Source organism: Peribacillus sp. NPDC096540 (assembly GCF_050278525.1).
Lineage (GTDB): Bacteria > Bacillota > Bacilli > Bacillales > DSM-1321 > Peribacillus.
In genome coordinates this window covers 33,741-50,773 of sequence record NZ_JBNNTG010000027.1, presented here as the reverse complement: position 1 = coordinate 50,773, position 17,033 = coordinate 33,741, and the positions used below count along the sequence as shown (strand labels likewise).

17 protein-coding genes and 1 pseudogene are annotated in these 17,033 nt (G+C 36.9%); 7 read left to right on the top strand and 11 right to left on the bottom strand.

The genetic code is table 11. The features are described from left to right. Window positions 1–97: 97 nt before the first annotated feature. On the bottom strand, window positions 98–478 hold the full coding sequence (locus tag ACQKMR_RS20480) for a MerR family transcriptional regulator (protein ID WP_427698968.1): 381 nt from the start codon (window positions 476–478) through the stop codon (window positions 98–100). A 165-nt stretch (window positions 479–643) separates the two neighbouring features. On the opposite strand from ACQKMR_RS20480, the gene ACQKMR_RS20475 reads away from it, so the two are divergent. From ACQKMR_RS20475 to ACQKMR_RS20460, 4 genes and pseudogenes are all read left to right on the top strand, one after another. After that, complete coding sequence (locus ACQKMR_RS20475) at window positions 644–1,069, top strand: universal stress protein (RefSeq protein WP_427698967.1); 426 nt, start codon at window positions 644–646, stop codon at window positions 1,067–1,069. Between the two features lie 300 nt (window positions 1,070–1,369). Next, window positions 1,370–1,940, top strand: a pseudogene (locus ACQKMR_RS20470) (transposase); the annotation flags it as partial. A 95-nt stretch (window positions 1,941–2,035) separates the two neighbouring features. Next, entirely contained in the window at window positions 2,036–2,920 is an 885-nt protein-coding gene (cidR, locus tag ACQKMR_RS20465; protein WP_427698966.1) for a cidABC operon transcriptional activator CidR, read from the top strand. A gap of 172 nt (window positions 2,921–3,092) precedes the next feature. After that, on the top strand, window positions 3,093–3,464 hold the full coding sequence (locus ACQKMR_RS20460; protein WP_427698965.1) for a hypothetical protein: 372 nt from the start codon (window positions 3,093–3,095) through the stop codon (window positions 3,462–3,464). Between the two features lie 67 nt (window positions 3,465–3,531). On the opposite strand, the gene ACQKMR_RS20455 is transcribed toward ACQKMR_RS20460, so the two are convergent. The 9 genes from ACQKMR_RS20455 to ACQKMR_RS20415 form a co-directional block, all read right to left on the bottom strand. Beyond that, entirely contained in the window at window positions 3,532–4,254 is a 723-nt protein-coding gene (locus tag ACQKMR_RS20455; RefSeq protein WP_427698964.1) for an amino acid ABC transporter ATP-binding protein, read from the bottom strand. Next, a complete protein-coding gene (locus ACQKMR_RS20450; protein WP_427698963.1) occupies window positions 4,251–4,907 on the bottom strand; it encodes an amino acid ABC transporter permease in 657 nt (218 codons plus the stop codon). Before ACQKMR_RS20450 ends, ACQKMR_RS20455 begins: the two co-directional genes overlap by 4 nt. A gap of 68 nt (window positions 4,908–4,975) precedes the next feature. Next, window positions 4,976–5,797: a basic amino acid ABC transporter substrate-binding protein gene (locus ACQKMR_RS20445; RefSeq protein WP_427698962.1), complete on the bottom strand. Its 822-nt coding sequence runs from the start codon at window positions 5,795–5,797 to the stop codon at window positions 4,976–4,978. Between the two features lie 345 nt (window positions 5,798–6,142). Continuing rightward, window positions 6,143–7,162: an AI-2E family transporter gene (locus ACQKMR_RS20440; RefSeq protein ID WP_427698961.1), complete on the bottom strand. Its 1,020-nt coding sequence runs from the start codon at window positions 7,160–7,162 to the stop codon at window positions 6,143–6,145. Window positions 7,163–7,812: 650 nt separating this feature from the next. Then, complete coding sequence (locus tag ACQKMR_RS20435) at window positions 7,813–8,046, bottom strand: excisionase family DNA-binding protein (RefSeq protein ID WP_061461713.1); 234 nt, start codon at window positions 8,044–8,046, stop codon at window positions 7,813–7,815. Window positions 8,047–9,194: 1,148 nt separating this feature from the next. Beyond that, entirely contained in the window at window positions 9,195–9,881 is a 687-nt protein-coding gene (locus tag ACQKMR_RS20430; protein ID WP_427698960.1) for a GntR family transcriptional regulator, read from the bottom strand. A 260-nt stretch (window positions 9,882–10,141) separates the two neighbouring features. Next, a complete protein-coding gene (locus tag ACQKMR_RS20425) occupies window positions 10,142–11,332 on the bottom strand; it encodes a PLP-dependent aminotransferase family protein (protein WP_427698959.1) in 1,191 nt (396 codons plus the stop codon). A 25-nt stretch (window positions 11,333–11,357) separates the two neighbouring features. Beyond that, on the bottom strand, window positions 11,358–12,851 hold the full coding sequence (locus ACQKMR_RS20420) for a Na+/H+ antiporter NhaC family protein (protein WP_427698958.1): 1,494 nt from the start codon (window positions 12,849–12,851) through the stop codon (window positions 11,358–11,360). 34 nt (window positions 12,852–12,885) lie between these two features. After that, window positions 12,886–13,659: an HpcH/HpaI aldolase family protein gene (locus ACQKMR_RS20415; protein ID WP_427698957.1), complete on the bottom strand. Its 774-nt coding sequence runs from the start codon at window positions 13,657–13,659 to the stop codon at window positions 12,886–12,888. 321 nt (window positions 13,660–13,980) lie between these two features. Here ACQKMR_RS20415 and ACQKMR_RS20410 point away from each other — a divergent pair, with 321 nt between their 5' ends. Together ACQKMR_RS20410 and ACQKMR_RS20405 are read left to right on the top strand one after the other, a co-directional pair. Then, entirely contained in the window at window positions 13,981–15,180 is a 1,200-nt protein-coding gene (locus ACQKMR_RS20410; RefSeq protein WP_427698956.1) for a DPP IV N-terminal domain-containing protein, read from the top strand. Between the two features lie 130 nt (window positions 15,181–15,310). Then, the gene (locus ACQKMR_RS20405; RefSeq protein WP_427698955.1) at window positions 15,311–15,487 is read left to right on the top strand and encodes a hypothetical protein; all 177 of its coding nucleotides are present in this window, start codon (window positions 15,311–15,313) and stop codon (window positions 15,485–15,487) included. Between the two features lie 195 nt (window positions 15,488–15,682). Here ACQKMR_RS20405 and ACQKMR_RS20400 read toward each other — a convergent pair whose 3' ends face one another. After that, window positions 15,683–15,823, bottom strand: a complete 141-nt coding sequence (locus ACQKMR_RS20400; protein ID WP_427698954.1) for a hypothetical protein — start codon at window positions 15,821–15,823, stop codon at window positions 15,683–15,685. A 221-nt stretch (window positions 15,824–16,044) separates the two neighbouring features. On the opposite strand from ACQKMR_RS20400, the gene ACQKMR_RS20395 reads away from it, so the two are divergent. Further along, window positions 16,045–16,977: a hypothetical protein gene (locus ACQKMR_RS20395; protein ID WP_427698953.1), complete on the top strand. Its 933-nt coding sequence runs from the start codon at window positions 16,045–16,047 to the stop codon at window positions 16,975–16,977. Window positions 16,978–17,033: the final 56 nt, after the last annotated feature.

Here is a 17,033-nt window from a genome sequence, read left to right as displayed (position 1 = left end):
TATATATATTCATCTTTACCTATCGGCAAAACTCATTTTCAATATTATCCTATGAAGTATTTTTATTCTGATAGTTTTGTTGCTTGAAATGCCTGATTCACTGTTTACTTTTTAAGCCATGAAGTGTTTCGGTAAAACCTTTAATCACCTGTTCAAAATCCTGCTTCAATTCATCAAGCTCTTTAATACGTTCATTTATTTCGTTTAATTTCTGTCCAGCTGTATCAATTGTTTTCTCCAATTGCTTAATACCCGTCCTGTCCTTATCAAATAGCAGAACAATATCCTTTATTTCAACTAATGAAAAGCCATACTTCTTGCCACGCATAATGATTTTAAGTTGAGCATATTCTTTCTTTCCATATAATCTTTTTCCGGTTTCGGTGCGCTTTGGCCTTAGCATACCTAGTTCCTCATAGTATCGTAGTGTTCTTGTTGTCAAATCAAATTCTTTTGCTAACTCAGAAATGGTATACATGTTAAAACCACACTTTGCAAAGGGATTATTTACCTTATATTAACATTGACGTTAACGTAAAGTTCAATAATTATTCACAAAATTTTAAATATATTAAACTGAATGAAAGTTATAAACTGTTATACTATGAGTATATTCTTTTTAAATGAAGGGACGGGTCAAATTATGCTCTGCTCAAAAATATTAGTTGCATATGATGAATCTGAATTGGCACTTAAATCTTTAGAAAAAGCGATTGAATTAGCGAAGCTGGATCCTGCAATTGAAATTCAGGTACTTCACGCGGTTACACTTCCAATCCATCCAAATATATATGGCAATGCTTTTCAAGAAATTGAAGAGGCTATGCTTAAGTATGGCAACGAAGTAATCGAAAAAGCGGATGCACTGTTATCCGAAATTCCTAATGCATCCCAGTCTTTTGTCGTAGAAGGTTCCGCCATCACTACTTTGTTGGAACATGCGAAATCTCATAATTGCGACCTTATCATTATGGGGAGCAGAGGCTTAAGTGGATTTAAGGAATTCCTAGGAAGCGTCAGCCACTATATCGTCCAGAATTCTCCAGTACCTGTCTTATTAGTTAAATAAACAATTTGCGACAATCTTATGACTCACCAATTTGAAGAAGCTGGGCTCTTATTTGGAGCCCAGCTCAAACTGTAGACAAACTCGATAAATAATTGAGTTTGTCTACAGTTTTTTTGAGGATTTGTAAATTTGAACGTTGATTTCCACTCCAGGCACTCGCTTTCCGCGGGCGGTCCGGGAGCCTGTGGGGTCTCCCTTGGACGCGCTTTTCCCGCAGGAGTCTCGCACCTTTCGTTCCAATCAACTTTGTTTTTTTTAAACATTTAGATAAAACCCCTTTTGCCAACAGAGGTGATAAGGATGCTTTCTAAACATGATTCTATTCAGCAGATCAACTTGAAATGATTACTTTAGATCAACTGGTGCCAGCGAACCATTTGGTTCGTAAAATTGAGGCCGCCATTGATTTCTCTTTCATTTATGACTTGGTGAAAGATATGTATTCAGAGGTAGGACGCCCAAGTATTGATCCAGTTATTTTAGTTAAACTGACATTCATTCAATATACCTTCGGTATTCGCTCGATGCGTAAGACCATGAAGAGATAGATACGAACATGGCCTATCGTTGGTTCTTAGGTTACGGCTTTCATGATAAAGTACCTCACTTCTCTACCTTTTGAAAAAACTACGAGCGTCACTTTAAAGATACAGACCTATTTGAACAGATTTTCTACCGTATATTAAAGGCTGCTACGGAGAAAAAGTTAATCAGTGCAGAACACGTTTTCGTTGATTCCACATATGTGAAGGTGAAGGCGAATGCGAATAAGCGCAAATTTGAAAAGAAAATCGTTAGAAAAGAAACACCTGCTTATCAAGAACTTCTTCAAAGTGAGATTAACCAAGACCGCGAAGACCACGAAACAAAGAGGAAATCTTACCTACAAAGCTTATCATGTTTTACAAACCCTTCTGTTAACAGTTAAAATGAAAGTAATTTTAAAGAAGATAAGCAGGTGAAGTGATGGATATTAAGCATTTACAATACTTTATAGAGGTTACCAATTTCAATAGCTTTACTCGGGCAGCGGATCATTTATTCATTACTCAGCCTACCATCAGTAAGATGATTAAAAACTTGGAAACTGAGCTCGGTGTTGAACTTTTTGATCGTTCCCGTAAACAACTGATTCTGACCGATGCCGGAAGGGTTGTATTAGAGCAGGCAAAATTGATTGATAAAGCTTTTCATAATTTAGAAACAGAAATGGACAATTTATTAGGTTTGAAAAAGGGGCATATACGAATCGGATTACCGCCGATAATTGACGCCTCCTTCTTCCCCCGAATTCTTAGCCGTTTCCATGAGGATTATCCTAATATTACCTTTCAATTAGTAGAGGATGGCTCAAAAAAAATTGAAGAATCTGTCCAAAATGACTTACTCGACATTGGCGTAATAGTCTTGCCAACTAACACCGTACTTTTTCATCATTTTGCCTTTTTAGAAGAAGACATTAACTTGATTGTGCCCCCCTCCCACCCACTTGCCTGTCGGGAAGAGATTGATTTGGCCGACCTAGAAGACGAGTCCTTTATCTTATTTAATAAAGATTATGTCTTGCGTGATCTCATAATTTCGTCCTGTAAAGAAGCTGGTTATTCTCCACACATTGTCACAGAAAGCTCACGTTGGGATTTTATTGAGGAAATGGTTTATTGTAAACTCGGAATCGCTCTTTTACCTGAAAGTTTATGCCGTCATGATAAGCGCATCAAGTCCATAAAGGTTAAAAACCCCTCCATTAGTTGGAACTTAGGATTCATTTGGAGTAAGGATCAATACCTTTCATATGCGGCAAAAGAATGGTTAAAATATACAAGAGATGCGTTGACTAAAAAAGATTAACTACCTCGATAGTTAAGCATTAGACATGTAAGCACTATCATAGATTTAAGTTATGCTCATGATAACATCTAACCATTTTACAATACTTAACAGCGGAGTTAGACTTGGTATGAGTAAAAAGCACTGTACTGTAAATACTGATGTAATCTATATTTTCAGAAAGGAGATATTTATGATCACTTTATCTAGTGTCGATGAGTTACAAGCAACCGAAGAAGCTTTGGAGAAAATTAAATATTCATACCCCGAATTATTTAATAAACTACTCCATGTCGTTGCCTTAACACGAGCTTTTCAATTTAAATATCAATTTATGGGCACATTAATCATGGATGAAAACCATAACGAATACACCCCTGAATTCGTTATGCCCTCCGTTATCCACTTATATATAGAGGAAGTTCAAAAGTTAAAGGATGATCCTAATATCCAGGTTTTACAACAAACCTTCTTCCAAAATGAAAATATTGGATATGCTAAAATCAGTATGTTAGTGCTCGGTAAAAGTCCTGAATCACTTTTAGGCGCTTCATACATTAAATAACACCCCCTGATAAGTTCCCAAAGAAAAAACCTCCGATTTACGGAAGGTTTTTTTTCTTATTCTAATATTAGAGTACTTTGCTCAAAAAGGATTTGGTTCTTTCCTGCTGCGGATTATCAAAGATCTCACTTGGAATATTTTCTTCAATAATAAAACCCTCGTCCATGAAAATCACTCGATCACCAACTTCTTTAGCAAACCCCATCTCATGGGTCACTACGACCATTGTCATACCTTCTTTAGCCAATTGCTTCATAACCTCAAGCACTTCACCGACCATTTCAGGGTCAAGAGCAGAAGTCGGTTCATCAAACAACATTATTTTGGGTTCCATTGCCAATGCCCTAGCGATTGCCACACGTTGCTTTTGTCCACCCGATAATGAATCCGGATAGGCGTTCGCTTTCTCAGCAAGTCCTACTTTCTTAAGCAGTTCCATGCCTCTTTGTGATGCCTGTTCTTTGGAAACTTTACGAACCTTTAGAGGCGCAAGCATAATGTTATCAATAACTGTTTTATGCGGAAATAAGTTGAAATGCTGAAATACCATGCCAACTTCTGTGCGTACTTTATTGATATTGACCTTCTTATCTGTCGTATCAATTCCCTCTATGAAAATATGTCCACCCGTTATCGTTTCAAGTTGATTGATACACCTGAGAAAAGTGGATTTACCAGACCCTGAAGGCCCAATCACCACAACTACCTCCTGTGGGGCAACGATTGCATTGATATGCTTCAATACCTCGTTATCTCCAAATGACTTTTTTAAATTCTCGACCTTAATCATTCTGTTTTCAACCTACTTTCGAGTCTATTTAATACGAAACTTAAAATAAGGGTCAGGAAAAGATAGATAAAGGCACACGCCAAATACGGCTCCCACACTTTAAAGTACTGCCCCCCCATCGCTTTTCCCCAATACATTAATTCGGGGGCTGCAATGACACAAAGGAGGGAGGAATCTTTTAATAATACGATGAATTCATTTCCTAACGGAGGGATCATACGTTTGAATGCTTGAGGTAAGACAACATGAATCATTGTTTGTGTATGGGTCATTCCCAATGAACGAGCCCCCTCCATTTGTCCTTTATCAATGGATTGAATTCCTGCACGGAAAATTTCCGCAATATAAGCCGCTGCATTTAAAGACAAAGCAATGACTCCCGCGGTGATTGCGTTCGTCTCCCCAGTAAAAATGGGCACAATACCAAAATGGATTAAAAAGATCTGAACTAATAGCGGTGTTCCACGAAAAACCGTGACATAACAGTAAAATGGAAATGCGAGCACCTTGTTTCTCATTATTTTCCCTAAACCAATCAGTAACCCTAAAAAGGTTCCGATGAGAATAGAGGAAACCGATAGACCAATAGTGAGCATCGTTCCCTTTAATAAGAAAGGAGCATATTCAAAAATAATATCCCAGCGAAAATTCATTCTGTTCCCCTCCTAAAGACCAAAAAAACTGCGTAACTTCACACTTAAAGTTACGCAATTTTTTAATTTTATTGTTGTGCTTTTAACGTTTCAACATCTGGTTCTGTGCCGAACCATTCTTTATAAATTTCTGCATACTTTCCATTCTCATAAATAGCATTGACGGCTTTATCAAACTCAGCTTTCAACTCGCTACCTTTTGGGAACATAAGACCATAAAATTCCTGATCAAAACTGCTGCTATCTTCAACAACTTTCAGCTTTTGGTCAGGGTTATTTTTCACATATTCTTCAACAACGGTATTGTCCGCTACTACCGCTTCAGCTCCGCCTTGTAATAATTCCTGAATGGCCAGATTATTATTTTCGAATTTTTTGATGTCTTTATGATTTTTCCCAAGAAGTGACTCGACTGCTTCCTGTCCAGTTGTAGCTGTTTGAACGGCAATAACCTTTCCTTTCAATTCTTGTCCTGATTTTATATCACTTTTCTCAGGAATTAAGATTTTATTTGTGGATAAGAAATAAGGCACCGAAAAATCATACGATTGTTTTCTCTCATCATTTACTGTAATTGCAGATATCCCTACATCCGCTCTTTTAGACTCGATTTCTACAAAAATTGGATCCCAGCCAACATGCTCAACTTTCACTTTATATCCAGCTTCTTTTGCAACAGCATTGATAAAATCGACATCGAATCCAACAATTTTATCACCTTCAAGATATTCAAATGGAGCATATGCCGCATCCGTCACGACCCTAAGTGTCTTCCCATTTGATTCTTCTTTTTCGCTAGTTGTCGTTACTTCCTTATCCTTCCCGCATCCAGTCATAATCAGTAACAAAGAAGCAACCATGGCAAACACTAAAAACGAAATTTTTTTCAAAATAATCCCCTCTTCTCTCTAATAAACTCTTTTGTAAAGAACAAAACAAATTCAAATCGAAAGAATATTCAGTATTTTCACTCAAAAATATTATACGTTTAATTGTTTTTTTATGCAATAAAAAGTCCGTAAATAACTTTAGTAAAATAAAATTTTATCCAATTAACTCGAAAAACCAAGAATTTAAATAGGCTTTAATTATTATGACAGCGGATATTTCCTCATTTATATGTAATTTTAAGAAATTATATTGAAAACGGATATTAGAACTATTATCTAGATTTTAAATTGGAAAAAAATAAGCAGCAACCTCATTAGCTTGGTTGCTGCTTACTTAAATATTATTTAAGGCACTTCTTTAATCCCCTCTTCAATATCTAACATATCTAATAGGAAGATAAAAATCGGAATCCCAATGATCAAGCCCCATATCCCAAGAAAGTGCTCGGAAAACAGAAGAATGATGAAGGTGAAGAACGTTGGCAAATTTGTTTTTGCCGACATGAATTTTGGATTTAAAATATAGCTTTCAAGTGAATGTATAACCCCAATCATAATAAACACAGCAATAACCTTTGGCATACCGCCGATACTGTAGGCAATCATGCTTAGTGGAACTAGGGAGATAATAACTCCTGCAACTGGAATCAACCCTAGGAAGAAAATCATAATTCCTAGACCGATTAACTGTGGAAATCCAAGAATCCATAAGAAAGTTACTGAAAGGACTGCATTCGTAATGGCTATTAAGAACTGGACCTCAATTACCTTTCCGAATGAATTGATGAATTTAACTCCAAAGTGACCAAGATTTATAAAGAAGGATTTGAATTTACCCCGCTTAAATTTAGAAGTGAAACGAATAATTTTATCTCTTTCCAATAAGAAAAATAGACTAAGCAGTATAGAAAGGAAAATCTGTAATGCCAGTTTGCCGAAATCAGATACATAAAGATAAAGCGTATTCATCTGTTTTTGAAGATCGAGCGGCGATTCAGTCTCGTTCATTAAACTAATGGCGTATTGAATGACCCGACTATCGGGAGGATGTTGAAAGAAGAAAACAATCTGTGTAACTAATTCCGTAAATTGCAACGTAATGACCGGTAAATATTTATAAAGTACGATGACTAAACAAGAAATGACGACTATATATAAAAAGCTTATGACAACTTTAGAGTTAATACGCATCACTTTATTTAGTCGAATCATGATAAATTGTTCCAGCCTTCCCATTAGGAAAGTGAAAACAAATGTGAATAACACAATATTAACCATACTTCCTATGCTTATAAGAAACAGGACTAACACTATTAATGTAATTAACCTCGAAAAACCTTCACTTTGTAAATATTCTTTTACCACTTACCTATCTCCTAACTACCATTCTGCTGTGATAATTCCTTCTATTTATTATTTTACACGGAATTGAGGGATTCTACTACAGTTACCTTCCATTGACAACAAAATTATTTGAATGATCAATAAGCTTTATTGAGAGGAGGTTAGATCATAATCCTAGACTCTCTTTATATAGAACATCAACTGATATCAACGACGATTTAGGTCTTATTTTCAAAAAACATCTGCCAAATAGGCAGATGCTAATCTTCATCTTTCACATCGATATCTTCTGGGATGGGTTCGTTATAATATTCCGCTAATTGCTTCTTATATTTTTCCATCTGTTCAAGATGCGTATTAAACTGCTCTTTAAAAATTAAATGCTGCTCGTATATTATAAATTACTATGAGATAAAACCAATTAATCCTTGATATCACTGTATTTTTAAATGGGATAAAACTAAAAGAAGGACAAAACCCTTAATAATTAACGGGCGAATATATAATAACATTAAGATAAAACTATATTATTATAATCTGAATTGTTTTTATCCAGTTTACGCTTTGTATTCCCAATTTAATCTTAATTTATATAAATATAATTTTATGTCCCTGTAACGAGCCGAAGATCTGACATTAAGGTGTTAGATAAACGTAGGTATTCACCTTTATTAGTCTTCATCTTTAATATCTTTATCTTCTGGAATTGGTTCATTCTCCAACTCCTCCACTAACTTTTTATATTTCTCAAGCTGTTCAAAATGAGTCTTGAACTGTTCCTTATAGACCAATACTTCACCCTCACCGTCATGCAAAACTCTTATTTTTCCTTGTAAAATTAATTTCTCGACATATGGTACAGACACCGATAAGTAATCAGCCGTTTCCTCTACTGTTATATACAATTAATTCGTCACTCCTTCATGGCTAACATAGACATTATATCTTTCTTTTGCTCGAGAGCAACCTACATAAAATAGTTTATATGCCAGTAAAACTTCTTCAATACGATTCACTGAGACTAAACATTTTTTAAAAGATGTAAAATGAGACTTGCGACTACAATGTCAGTGATTAATTACGTACTGACTTATTTTGTCTCAGGTATGTAATTACCTATTAACGTCACTTTTATTGATAGTACATAAAAGGGCTACTCCTATGGGCCTCCAATATTGGTGAAAGTTAACGTAGCCTCCCTTTACCCTTTCATCACGATACAGCTCCTGATCGAATCGCTACTAAGAATAAGGATAACATTTTTCAAAGGAAAATTTTTAAAAATAGAAAATGCTCTGGAGAATACCTCGTCCCCAGAGTATTTTCTATTTTAATATTTTTATTTATTTTATTTAACAGCTTCTTTTTTTTAAACAAAAAAAACCGTTCGAAAAATCTACTTTTACGAAGTGAATGATAGCTATCTTCATTAGCGATGAGTTCTGGAGACCGTGTTGGAGGAGATACGGGCGGCTGTTGTGTGGGTTGCTTTTTGAGTGAGAGGAAAACAATGAAGGAAGAAACATTGATTTCTTTATTAGGGTTGTATCAATGTAGCGATGCGAAGTGAGGATTCTGTGAATCGGCTCAATAGGCCCTCCTCGATTCCTCTCCCATGCAGAACTTCCTTGAATCCACCCTCGAATATGCCTATAAGAGGTAATTAATGGAATAATATTTCCTAACAAAACCGGATATTTATGCAAAAAAAGATTGTGAAGAATTGCACTTAAACTAACATGCAAGTTAATCGAAGAATTTGTGGAAACAACTACCAGTAGATGGATGGGATAGCATTAGGAAAAGTGAATAATCAAGTTTAGGAATTTTCATTATAAAAAGCCCGACTCTACTTTACGATTAAAGAGAATTCATGGAAAAAACGAGTTAATCTGATATGAATACAAATTTATTTAGAAAATAAAGATTCGAAATGCTCTCGCTTTGTCTTGTTTAAAAAATAAATTGAATTTCAAGTATCGGACAAGTCAAGAAAGAGCAAAATCAGCTAAGGGATGATTAGAATTGCTCCTTACTAAGATTCAGCTTTTTGTTACCACCTAGCAAAGATATCACGCATGGCGTCTGAATGACGTGCAACTTCATCCCTGACCATAGTAGGAAGGCCAATCTCCATAGCATAACATATGGCCCGGTGGGACTTAATATTTCCCTTCAATATTGTCTGCAGAGTTTGATTTCCCAGGCGATGTCTCAAATAATATCGATACCTAAGTACTCGGCTTTGAATACAATTGTACATTTCAATAATGTAAGGGTTGCCAGAAGCATTGACGATGCAACTATGAAATTCATGATCGCAAGTTTCAAAACCATTCAATTCAATACTTTCTACAATTTTTTCGAAGTTCAGCGCCAACATTTTTAGTTTTTCAAGGTTTGCCTGATCAATTGCCTGAGCTGCAAGGTAGCTGGCATTGCTTTCAATAAAAACCCTAGCTTGCGTAATTTGCAGGCAGTCATAGGGTGTGATTAATGCAACAAAGGGGTACTTACCACTTTCCTTAACAATAAGCTGTTCATTAACCAGTCGTTCTATTGCTGTTCGTATAGGTGAACGGCTAATTCCTAATTCTTTCGCAATCTTTACTTCATTAATTCTTGATCCTGGCAGTATTTTCATTGTAATAATATTATCGAACAGAAAATCATAAACCAAGCCACCAAGCGCCGCAAAAGGATTTTCTTTGACTTTTTCATGAAATTCTTCTTTTTCCATAGACACCCTCCTACCTTATAGTAGCTTATCAAACATTTTATATAAATTTTGCGTGTATTGACTATAAATACTTTCTTGTGAATTGATCACAAAAAGGCGCTCTTTTGTAAAATGTAAATAGCATCGAACACTTTACAAAAAGAAGCACCCTTTATGATAACAGAATTGATTTCGTTTCTGTACAATTATTTTAAGTGTAGATGAAAGATTACTAAATAAAAATACCAATAGGTTAAATAAACCTATTGGTATTTAAAATTTTAAGAAATTTCGATTCCGGATAACACTCCGCCCAGGCGTTTCATGCCCTCTTCAATTCTTTCTGGAGTATTTGAAGAGAAATTTAACCGTAAGGATTTTCTTCCGTCTTCCGGATTCACAAAGAATGGTTTACCTGGAACGAAGGCGACCTTACAGTCTCTTACTGCCTTTTCTAGTAGTGCTTGCATATCTGGCTCACCAGGCAGCTCTGCCCATATGAAAAGACCGCCTTCTGGCTGGATATATTGTGTACCAGTAGGGAAGTAGTTCTTAATACCTTCTAACATTGCATCCATTCGTGCCGAGTATATTGGTGTAATGGCTTTTAAATGTCCTGGTAATAACCCCCGATTTAGGAATTCTGCACAAACCACCTGTGTCAAATTAGTAGTATGGGTATCAGCACACTGCTTTGCAATAATTAATTTTTGTATGATTTCTGGTTCTGCTAAAACTGTACCGACACGTAAACCAGGTGAAATAGTCTTAGAGAAACTATTTAGAAGAATTACGTGTCCAGTCTGATCAAAGGATTTAATAGGTGGTAACGCTTCGCCTCTGTATCTTAAATCGCCATAAGGATCGTCTTCCATTACCATCATATTGAAAGTAGAAGCTAGTTCAGCAATTTTTTTGCGTCGTTCTAAGGGTAAAGTTATTCCAGTTGGATTTTGAAATGTGGGAATAGAGTAAAGCATTTTTGGATGGTATCTTTTTATTTTTTCCTCTAAATCTTCCATTATCATGCCATGTTCATCCGTCTCCACCGGAACACATTTAATAAAATTTTTATTAAAAACCATTAATGTACTTAAAAAAGTAGGAGATTCTACTAATACGACATCACCCGGATCCAAAAACACATCGGATATTAATTGAATACCCTGTGTTGCTCCAGTAATAGTTATTACATTTTCTAATGAGGCACTTATTCCCTTTGGATAAGCAATATGCTCTAAATAAGCTTCTCGTAAAGCCTTCCAACCTTCTGTCACGCCATACTGCAGAATTTGGTTTCCATTTTCTCTTAATGCTTTATCTATAATATCTTGAATTGTATCAATCGGGAACGACTCGTTTGCAGGGCTTCCTCCACCAAAAGATATAATCTCAGGATTGCTCATTAATTTTATAATCTCTCGAACCGCACTCGCGGATACCTCTTCCATACGCTTTGCAAAATTATACATATAATTAAGCTCCTTTTTTATATATTTACTTAACCAAGTCATGAGACTTTTGATAATGGACCTTCTGTTCTGGCTGTTTTAAAGCCTCTCCATTTTGGCCTTCGAAAAGTCTCCCCCATCCTGAAACAACCGCAAACAGGAAGACTAGGAAAAGAACGATGGGATGGAATGCACCTGCTGATATCAGTATTGGGTTAACAGGCTGGATAAATGAAAACTCTTCAACTAAGCTATTTATATTTGCGTTGGTAATAATTATAAACAGACTGCTAAATGGTATTAAAATGGGAAGTGTAGAGGCAAATCCAGACAATAGGTTTCCTCTGCGATAAGGATGGAGCTGCTTCTGTTTTCCTAATTTGTCAGCGAGGGGACCGAACATCATACAGGCTGGTCCATTAGCACCACCAAGACAAAAGCCAGAAAGAGTTGTCCCTATCATAATAATAAGCTCTGTCCCTTTTGCCGTAGAAGCTAGTTTGCTGTTTATTAAGCGATTCATGATCTTATCCATCGTACCGCTTTCTTCAAGAATTCCCATAATACCAAATAATGACATTAAAAACACAACAGTGCTCATAACACCTCGGATGCTGTCGATAAGAAATCCGCCTAAATGGCCATCCTGCACTATAAAGATATCGGTTATCTCAAAAATGCCAAGAGGCAATGCGATAGCTATGCCGGATAAAGTGCCTATCGTAACGGCTAAGTAGATGTTCTGGCTTTTTACTGCAACGAACAACAGGATCACGATTGGGATTAACATAATTAAGCCGCTTGGATCAGAGTATTGTTTGATTAAATCTTGACCGGCAAGATCTATTTCCTGGCCTGCCCCCCCAAAAACCAAGAAAAGCACACAGGAGATTACCCCTGCTGCAAAAGCATAGCGTAATCGTGATAGAATCATTCCTCCGATTTCTGCGAAACCTTCTTTTCTGGTATACTTCTGGGTAGCACAACTCGCAATAGTGACATCTGAAATTGGCCCAATGCTGTCACCAAAAATAGCTCCGCTTAAAATAGCGCCTGCTAAAAACACCGGATCCGCCCCCAGCAAAATGCCGGCGGGGTAAAGAAGTGGAAAAGCTGTCGTCAGTGTTCCAATTGAAGTTCCAGTTACAGTTGCTAAAATGGTAGCAGTGATAAATGTAAACAAGGTGAAAAGAGCGCCTGTCAGGTGAAGTTGCATACCAAGCCAGACAAAACCTTCTGCCGCACCAGCCTGTGCCATCATTTTTCCAAAGAATGAGACTACAAAAAGAATAAGGATTAACATATTAGCCATCTCAGAAGACAGCCCTTTAATAACACCATTCCAGTACTTTCCATTACTCTTTGCGAAAAAACTTCCTATAATAAGCGCCACAAAACCGCCCAGGGCTAAGGCATCCATTTCATATACACGGAATACAACAAAGAAAAGAATGCAGGCTACCATAAAAATAACCAGAGGCAAGAAGGATAACCAGCTACTTATCTTAAATTCAATTGAATTCTGTTTTGGTTCTGGCATAACAAACTTCTCCTTTCTCAGTCCAGGTTCTAAGTTATTTACTTCTTACTTCGCTGATAATCGATTTGAATGCATTAATGTATACAGAAACATCCATGTTTATCGCAACACCGTCAAATCCATCAGCTAAGTATTTTTTTGCTGTGCTATTATCTGTTGAATAAATAAATGCAAATTTCCCTGCTTCTTTACATGCTTTCAAAATTCGCTCAATGGCTTGCACAAAATTTGGATCTGCAAATTGACCGGGTATTCCCATCCCAATAGAAAGATCATATGGGCCGATGAAAATTCCATCCACCCCATCAATATTTACAATCTCTTCAATATGATCCAAGCACCCTTGAGTTTCACATTGAGGAATGATCAGTGTTTTTTCATTGCAAATATTGAAATATTCCTCCATATTCTTTGTAAAACTTGCAAACCCATAACTAGCTGCTCTAGCATGAGTAAAGCCTCGTTTACCAATAGGATAATATTTTCCGTATTCCACCAATTGCTTTACTTGATCAATAGTGTCAATGCAAGGAGCGACAATGCCTTTAGCCCCTATATCTAGCATTTTAAGGATAGAAGATCGAGAAACATCCTTTACCCGTACGAATGGAGTAATTCCTCTCAGTTCTGCAGCACGCATAAAATCCATAGAGCTTTCTACATCAAAAGGACCATGCTCCGCATCAATAATCAAAAAATCTAATCCGGCAATACCCAAGCACTCTACAGCTGTAGTACCACCAAGTTCAAAAAAAGTTCCTAAAACCGATTCGCCCTGATTAATTTTTTCTTTAATTTTGTTTTCCATCAAAAGTCCTCCTTCATGATAAAGCCTTATAGCAGTAATGGATTTATAGATCTATTGTTCAATTAAATTATATAGTCCTAATTGTGTCAAAATTTCGACAGAAACTTATCGTTGATGAAAATATTGTTTATGTTAAGAGACTATTTTTTCTGAATAATGGCTAAATTGATTGAAATAAAAAACAAAGGTACAAGTGATGGTGTCATTCCGGAAAATGCGGTAGCCGGTGGTTATTTTCCTAAAATGAGGTTCAAAGATAGAATGGTAGTCCATTAGTCAAACAGGTTATTTACAGAAATACCCCTTCAATATGAAACCTTAATGGCTCCTTGCATAAGTGACAGGGATCTTCGTGATTCTGCTTGCAGGAACAGTTATAACAGAAGATTCGGGGACAATATCGAATCCATCATGGTCACTAGAAGGCAAAGATATTGCCTATCTTTGGTTATTAGACGTTGGCAAGGGAAAGCCTCGTCAATTACAGATGACTCTTATATGGAGCTTGATCCAACATGGTCTCCAGATGGAAAGCAGTTTGCTTATTCATCTGATAAAGAAGGAACAGAAGATATCTATCTTTTAAAAGTGGCTTCAGGTAAGGAACAACGATTAACAACATCCGGCAGCGCTGAATTTGCTGCATGGTCTCCGGATGTAAAGAAGATAGCTTATCAAGATGAAAATGGCAAAACTTATACGGTCAATATTAGTACGGGAGAGACAAAACAAGTAATAGAAAGCCTAAACTTACCTGGACCTCCTACATGGGGACCTGATATTAAAAACATTGCATTAGCTGCGATTAAAACGTATTCAAAGCGATTCCGTGAAGGAACAAACCAAATTTATGTCGTTAATACGGAAACAGGGACGAAAAACTTCGTTGATCCAATTACTTTCAAATCATTGAGTAACCGAAATAACTCGGGACCCGTATGGTCGCCAGTTGGAAAACAGATGGCCTTTATTATTGAAAGTCAGCTTTGGGTGATGGCGGTTGATGAAAATGGACAGCCAAAAGGAGAGCCTCGACTCATTTCAGATGAGATTGCAGATTCACCTAGCTGGAGTGGGGATTCAAACACATTGATGTACCTATCAAAAGGAGATTTGAAACTTGTTTCCATAAATGGAGGTCAATCACAAACAGTACCTTTTACTATGAAATGGCAGCCTAAGCTTCCAAGTGGAAAGACTGTGATTCATGTTGGGGGATTATGGGATGAAGTAAGTACCGAACTTAAAGAAAATGTTGATATTACGTTACAAGGTAACCGAATTGTCGATATCCAACCACATAAAAAAGAACATAACGGAAAGGTGATCGATGCGAGCGAACTTACCGTTATTCCAGGATTGTGGGATGCACATATTCACCAGCAGGCGTTTCAGTCTCATTACGGTTCTAGACAAGGACGTCAATTACTCTCCTTTGGGGTCACAAGTACTGTTTCAATGGGAGATTATGCGTATGGTGCGATGAGGATCGTGAAGAAATTGAATCTGGAAAACGGGTAGCTCCACGTTATTTTGCATCGAGTGAGCCCATCGAGGGTTCACGCGTTTACTATAGCAATATGAGACCTACAACTTCTTTAGATGCGGTTAAACGGGAAGTGGAAAGAGCCGATCCCTAGATGTAGACCTTTTGAAAACCTATGTGAGACTTCCAAATGATCACCAAGATTATGTGATTAATGCGGCTCATGAAATGGGAATACCTGCGTTTTCACATTACTTCTTCCCGTCAATGGCATTCGGACAAGATGGAACATCCCATATTTCAGCTACACAGCGTCTAGGATTTTTTTGGATTCTATCCTGAAGTCGTTTCAGTTCCACGTATCGAAAAATTGTATACACCTTCGCAATATCCAAAGTGACTTTTACCGTTTTTGCATTTCCAGTTTTATCGATTGCACCGACAGATAGCTTTTACCTTTGCCTCGATTTTTTCCTGAAACGGATTTGCAAGAACTCGTTATTGCGAAGGTTAGGGTTTCTAGGACGGTTAGATCTTTTACGGTTGCTGTACTGGAGTAATTTGATATTTTTTATCTCCATCCAACCATGTTGCCCAATCCGATACTTTTGTTCCAGTCTTTTGTTTAGCGATTTGGACAGAATATTTACTTTTTATCTCCGTACCCTTCTTATTCACAACCTTATTATAGCCTTAGCTTGAATTCTGGTCATTTTCCCTACTTCACGCAAGCGTGTAAGGTGTTAAAGGACGATGTCTAAGCCTAAGTCTCACAAAAATTCTACCAATCAATAAATGGATATCTGAAAACAAATCACAGCAATAACTTACAAACCCTTCCAATAACATGTAAGATAATACTAAAGTGATAGATCTATAGATTAAGAGGAGTGGACCAAATGACCTTATTTTATGTAATACTTGCGGCAATTTCCGCTATCCTTCTAGTAATTGTTGTGAAACGGCGAAGTGAGCCAGCTAGAATAGAGCGGTATCAAAATGAATTTGATAAATTATATACGGAAACTTTGGACGTGGAATTAACCGAAATTGTACCTGAAGCATTAATCATACAGCTTAACAAAGCACTGGATTACGATTATATGGAAAAGGTCAATACAGAATTCCGGCTGAAGTATCCCCGAAACTCACAGGAAAGGGTTAATGAGCTGTGGCGCGAATTTAAACGCTACTTGATTATGGCTGCTGTGTTTGGCAAAGTTGAAATGTTTAATGAGGTCATCGATGAGCTATGGCATATCATGCTGTATTACAAACAGGAATATGATGATTTTTGCCAAACGTTCATTGGCCAACCCATTCAGCATAATCCCCACTCACAGCCAGTTTTTAAACCTGAAGAACGTACGCTGTTTGATTTTTACTATGTACAACTGTTTACGGTTGATACAAGTTCGATTCAAAAATGGGGGAAATTTTTCAAGCATGCTAAAGGAAAAGAATTGCTCCATGAATTCGAAACGCTGGAGTTGGAACAGTTAAAGGAGAAATATATGCGCACTCCTACAAGTATAGAAGCGGAAAAGACCTTTGAATGTTTCGCCTCCCTTTTTAAAGAGAATCGTCCGAAAATAGTATTGGATTGGCGGAAAGGATACGATCAAACAGACTATGCTGCTCCTGCCTACTTCACCTATGCCAGTTCCGATAATCATGATACAGACTTTAATGATATTTTCGGGGTCGAAGCAGCCATAACCTCCTCTGACTCAAATAACGCTAATCATGGTGGAGATCATAGCAGCACCTATGACAGTGGTTCTGGTTCTGATTCTTCTAGCTGTTCTTCGTGCAGCTCATGCTCTTCATGAAACTTTTGCTAAATAGTTCATATATGTAGAGAAAAATTAAACGCTTGGACAGATAC

Coding starts and splice junctions, on each gene's coding strand:
- ACQKMR_RS20430 (WP_427698960.1), bottom strand. CDS start 9,881: ATGGAAAAAGAAGAATTTCATGAAAAAGTCAAAGAAAATCCTTTTGCG.
- ACQKMR_RS20455 (WP_427698964.1), bottom strand. CDS start 4,254: ATGATTAAGGTCGAGAATTTAAAAAAGTCATTTGGAGATAACGAGGTA.
- ACQKMR_RS20425 (WP_427698959.1), bottom strand. CDS start 11,332: ATGTATAATTTTGCAAAGCGTATGGAAGAGGTATCCGCGAGTGCGGTT.
- ACQKMR_RS20460 (WP_427698965.1), top strand. CDS start 3,093: ATGATCACTTTATCTAGTGTCGATGAGTTACAAGCAACCGAAGAAGCT.
- ACQKMR_RS20415 (WP_427698957.1), bottom strand. CDS start 13,659: ATGGAAAACAAAATTAAAGAAAAAATTAATCAGGGCGAATCGGTTTTA.
- ACQKMR_RS20395 (WP_427698953.1), top strand. CDS start 16,045: ATGACCTTATTTTATGTAATACTTGCGGCAATTTCCGCTATCCTTCTA.
- ACQKMR_RS20475 (WP_427698967.1), top strand. CDS start 644: ATGCTCTGCTCAAAAATATTAGTTGCATATGATGAATCTGAATTGGCA.
- ACQKMR_RS20410 (WP_427698956.1), top strand. CDS start 13,981: ATGGCTCCTTGCATAAGTGACAGGGATCTTCGTGATTCTGCTTGCAGG.
- ACQKMR_RS20450 (WP_427698963.1), bottom strand. CDS start 4,907: ATGAATTTTCGCTGGGATATTATTTTTGAATATGCTCCTTTCTTATTA.
- ACQKMR_RS20480 (WP_427698968.1), bottom strand. CDS start 478: ATGTATACCATTTCTGAGTTAGCAAAAGAATTTGATTTGACAACAAGA.
- ACQKMR_RS20420 (WP_427698958.1), bottom strand. CDS start 12,851: ATGCCAGAACCAAAACAGAATTCAATTGAATTTAAGATAAGTAGCTGG.
- cidR (WP_427698966.1), top strand. CDS start 2,036: ATGGATATTAAGCATTTACAATACTTTATAGAGGTTACCAATTTCAAT.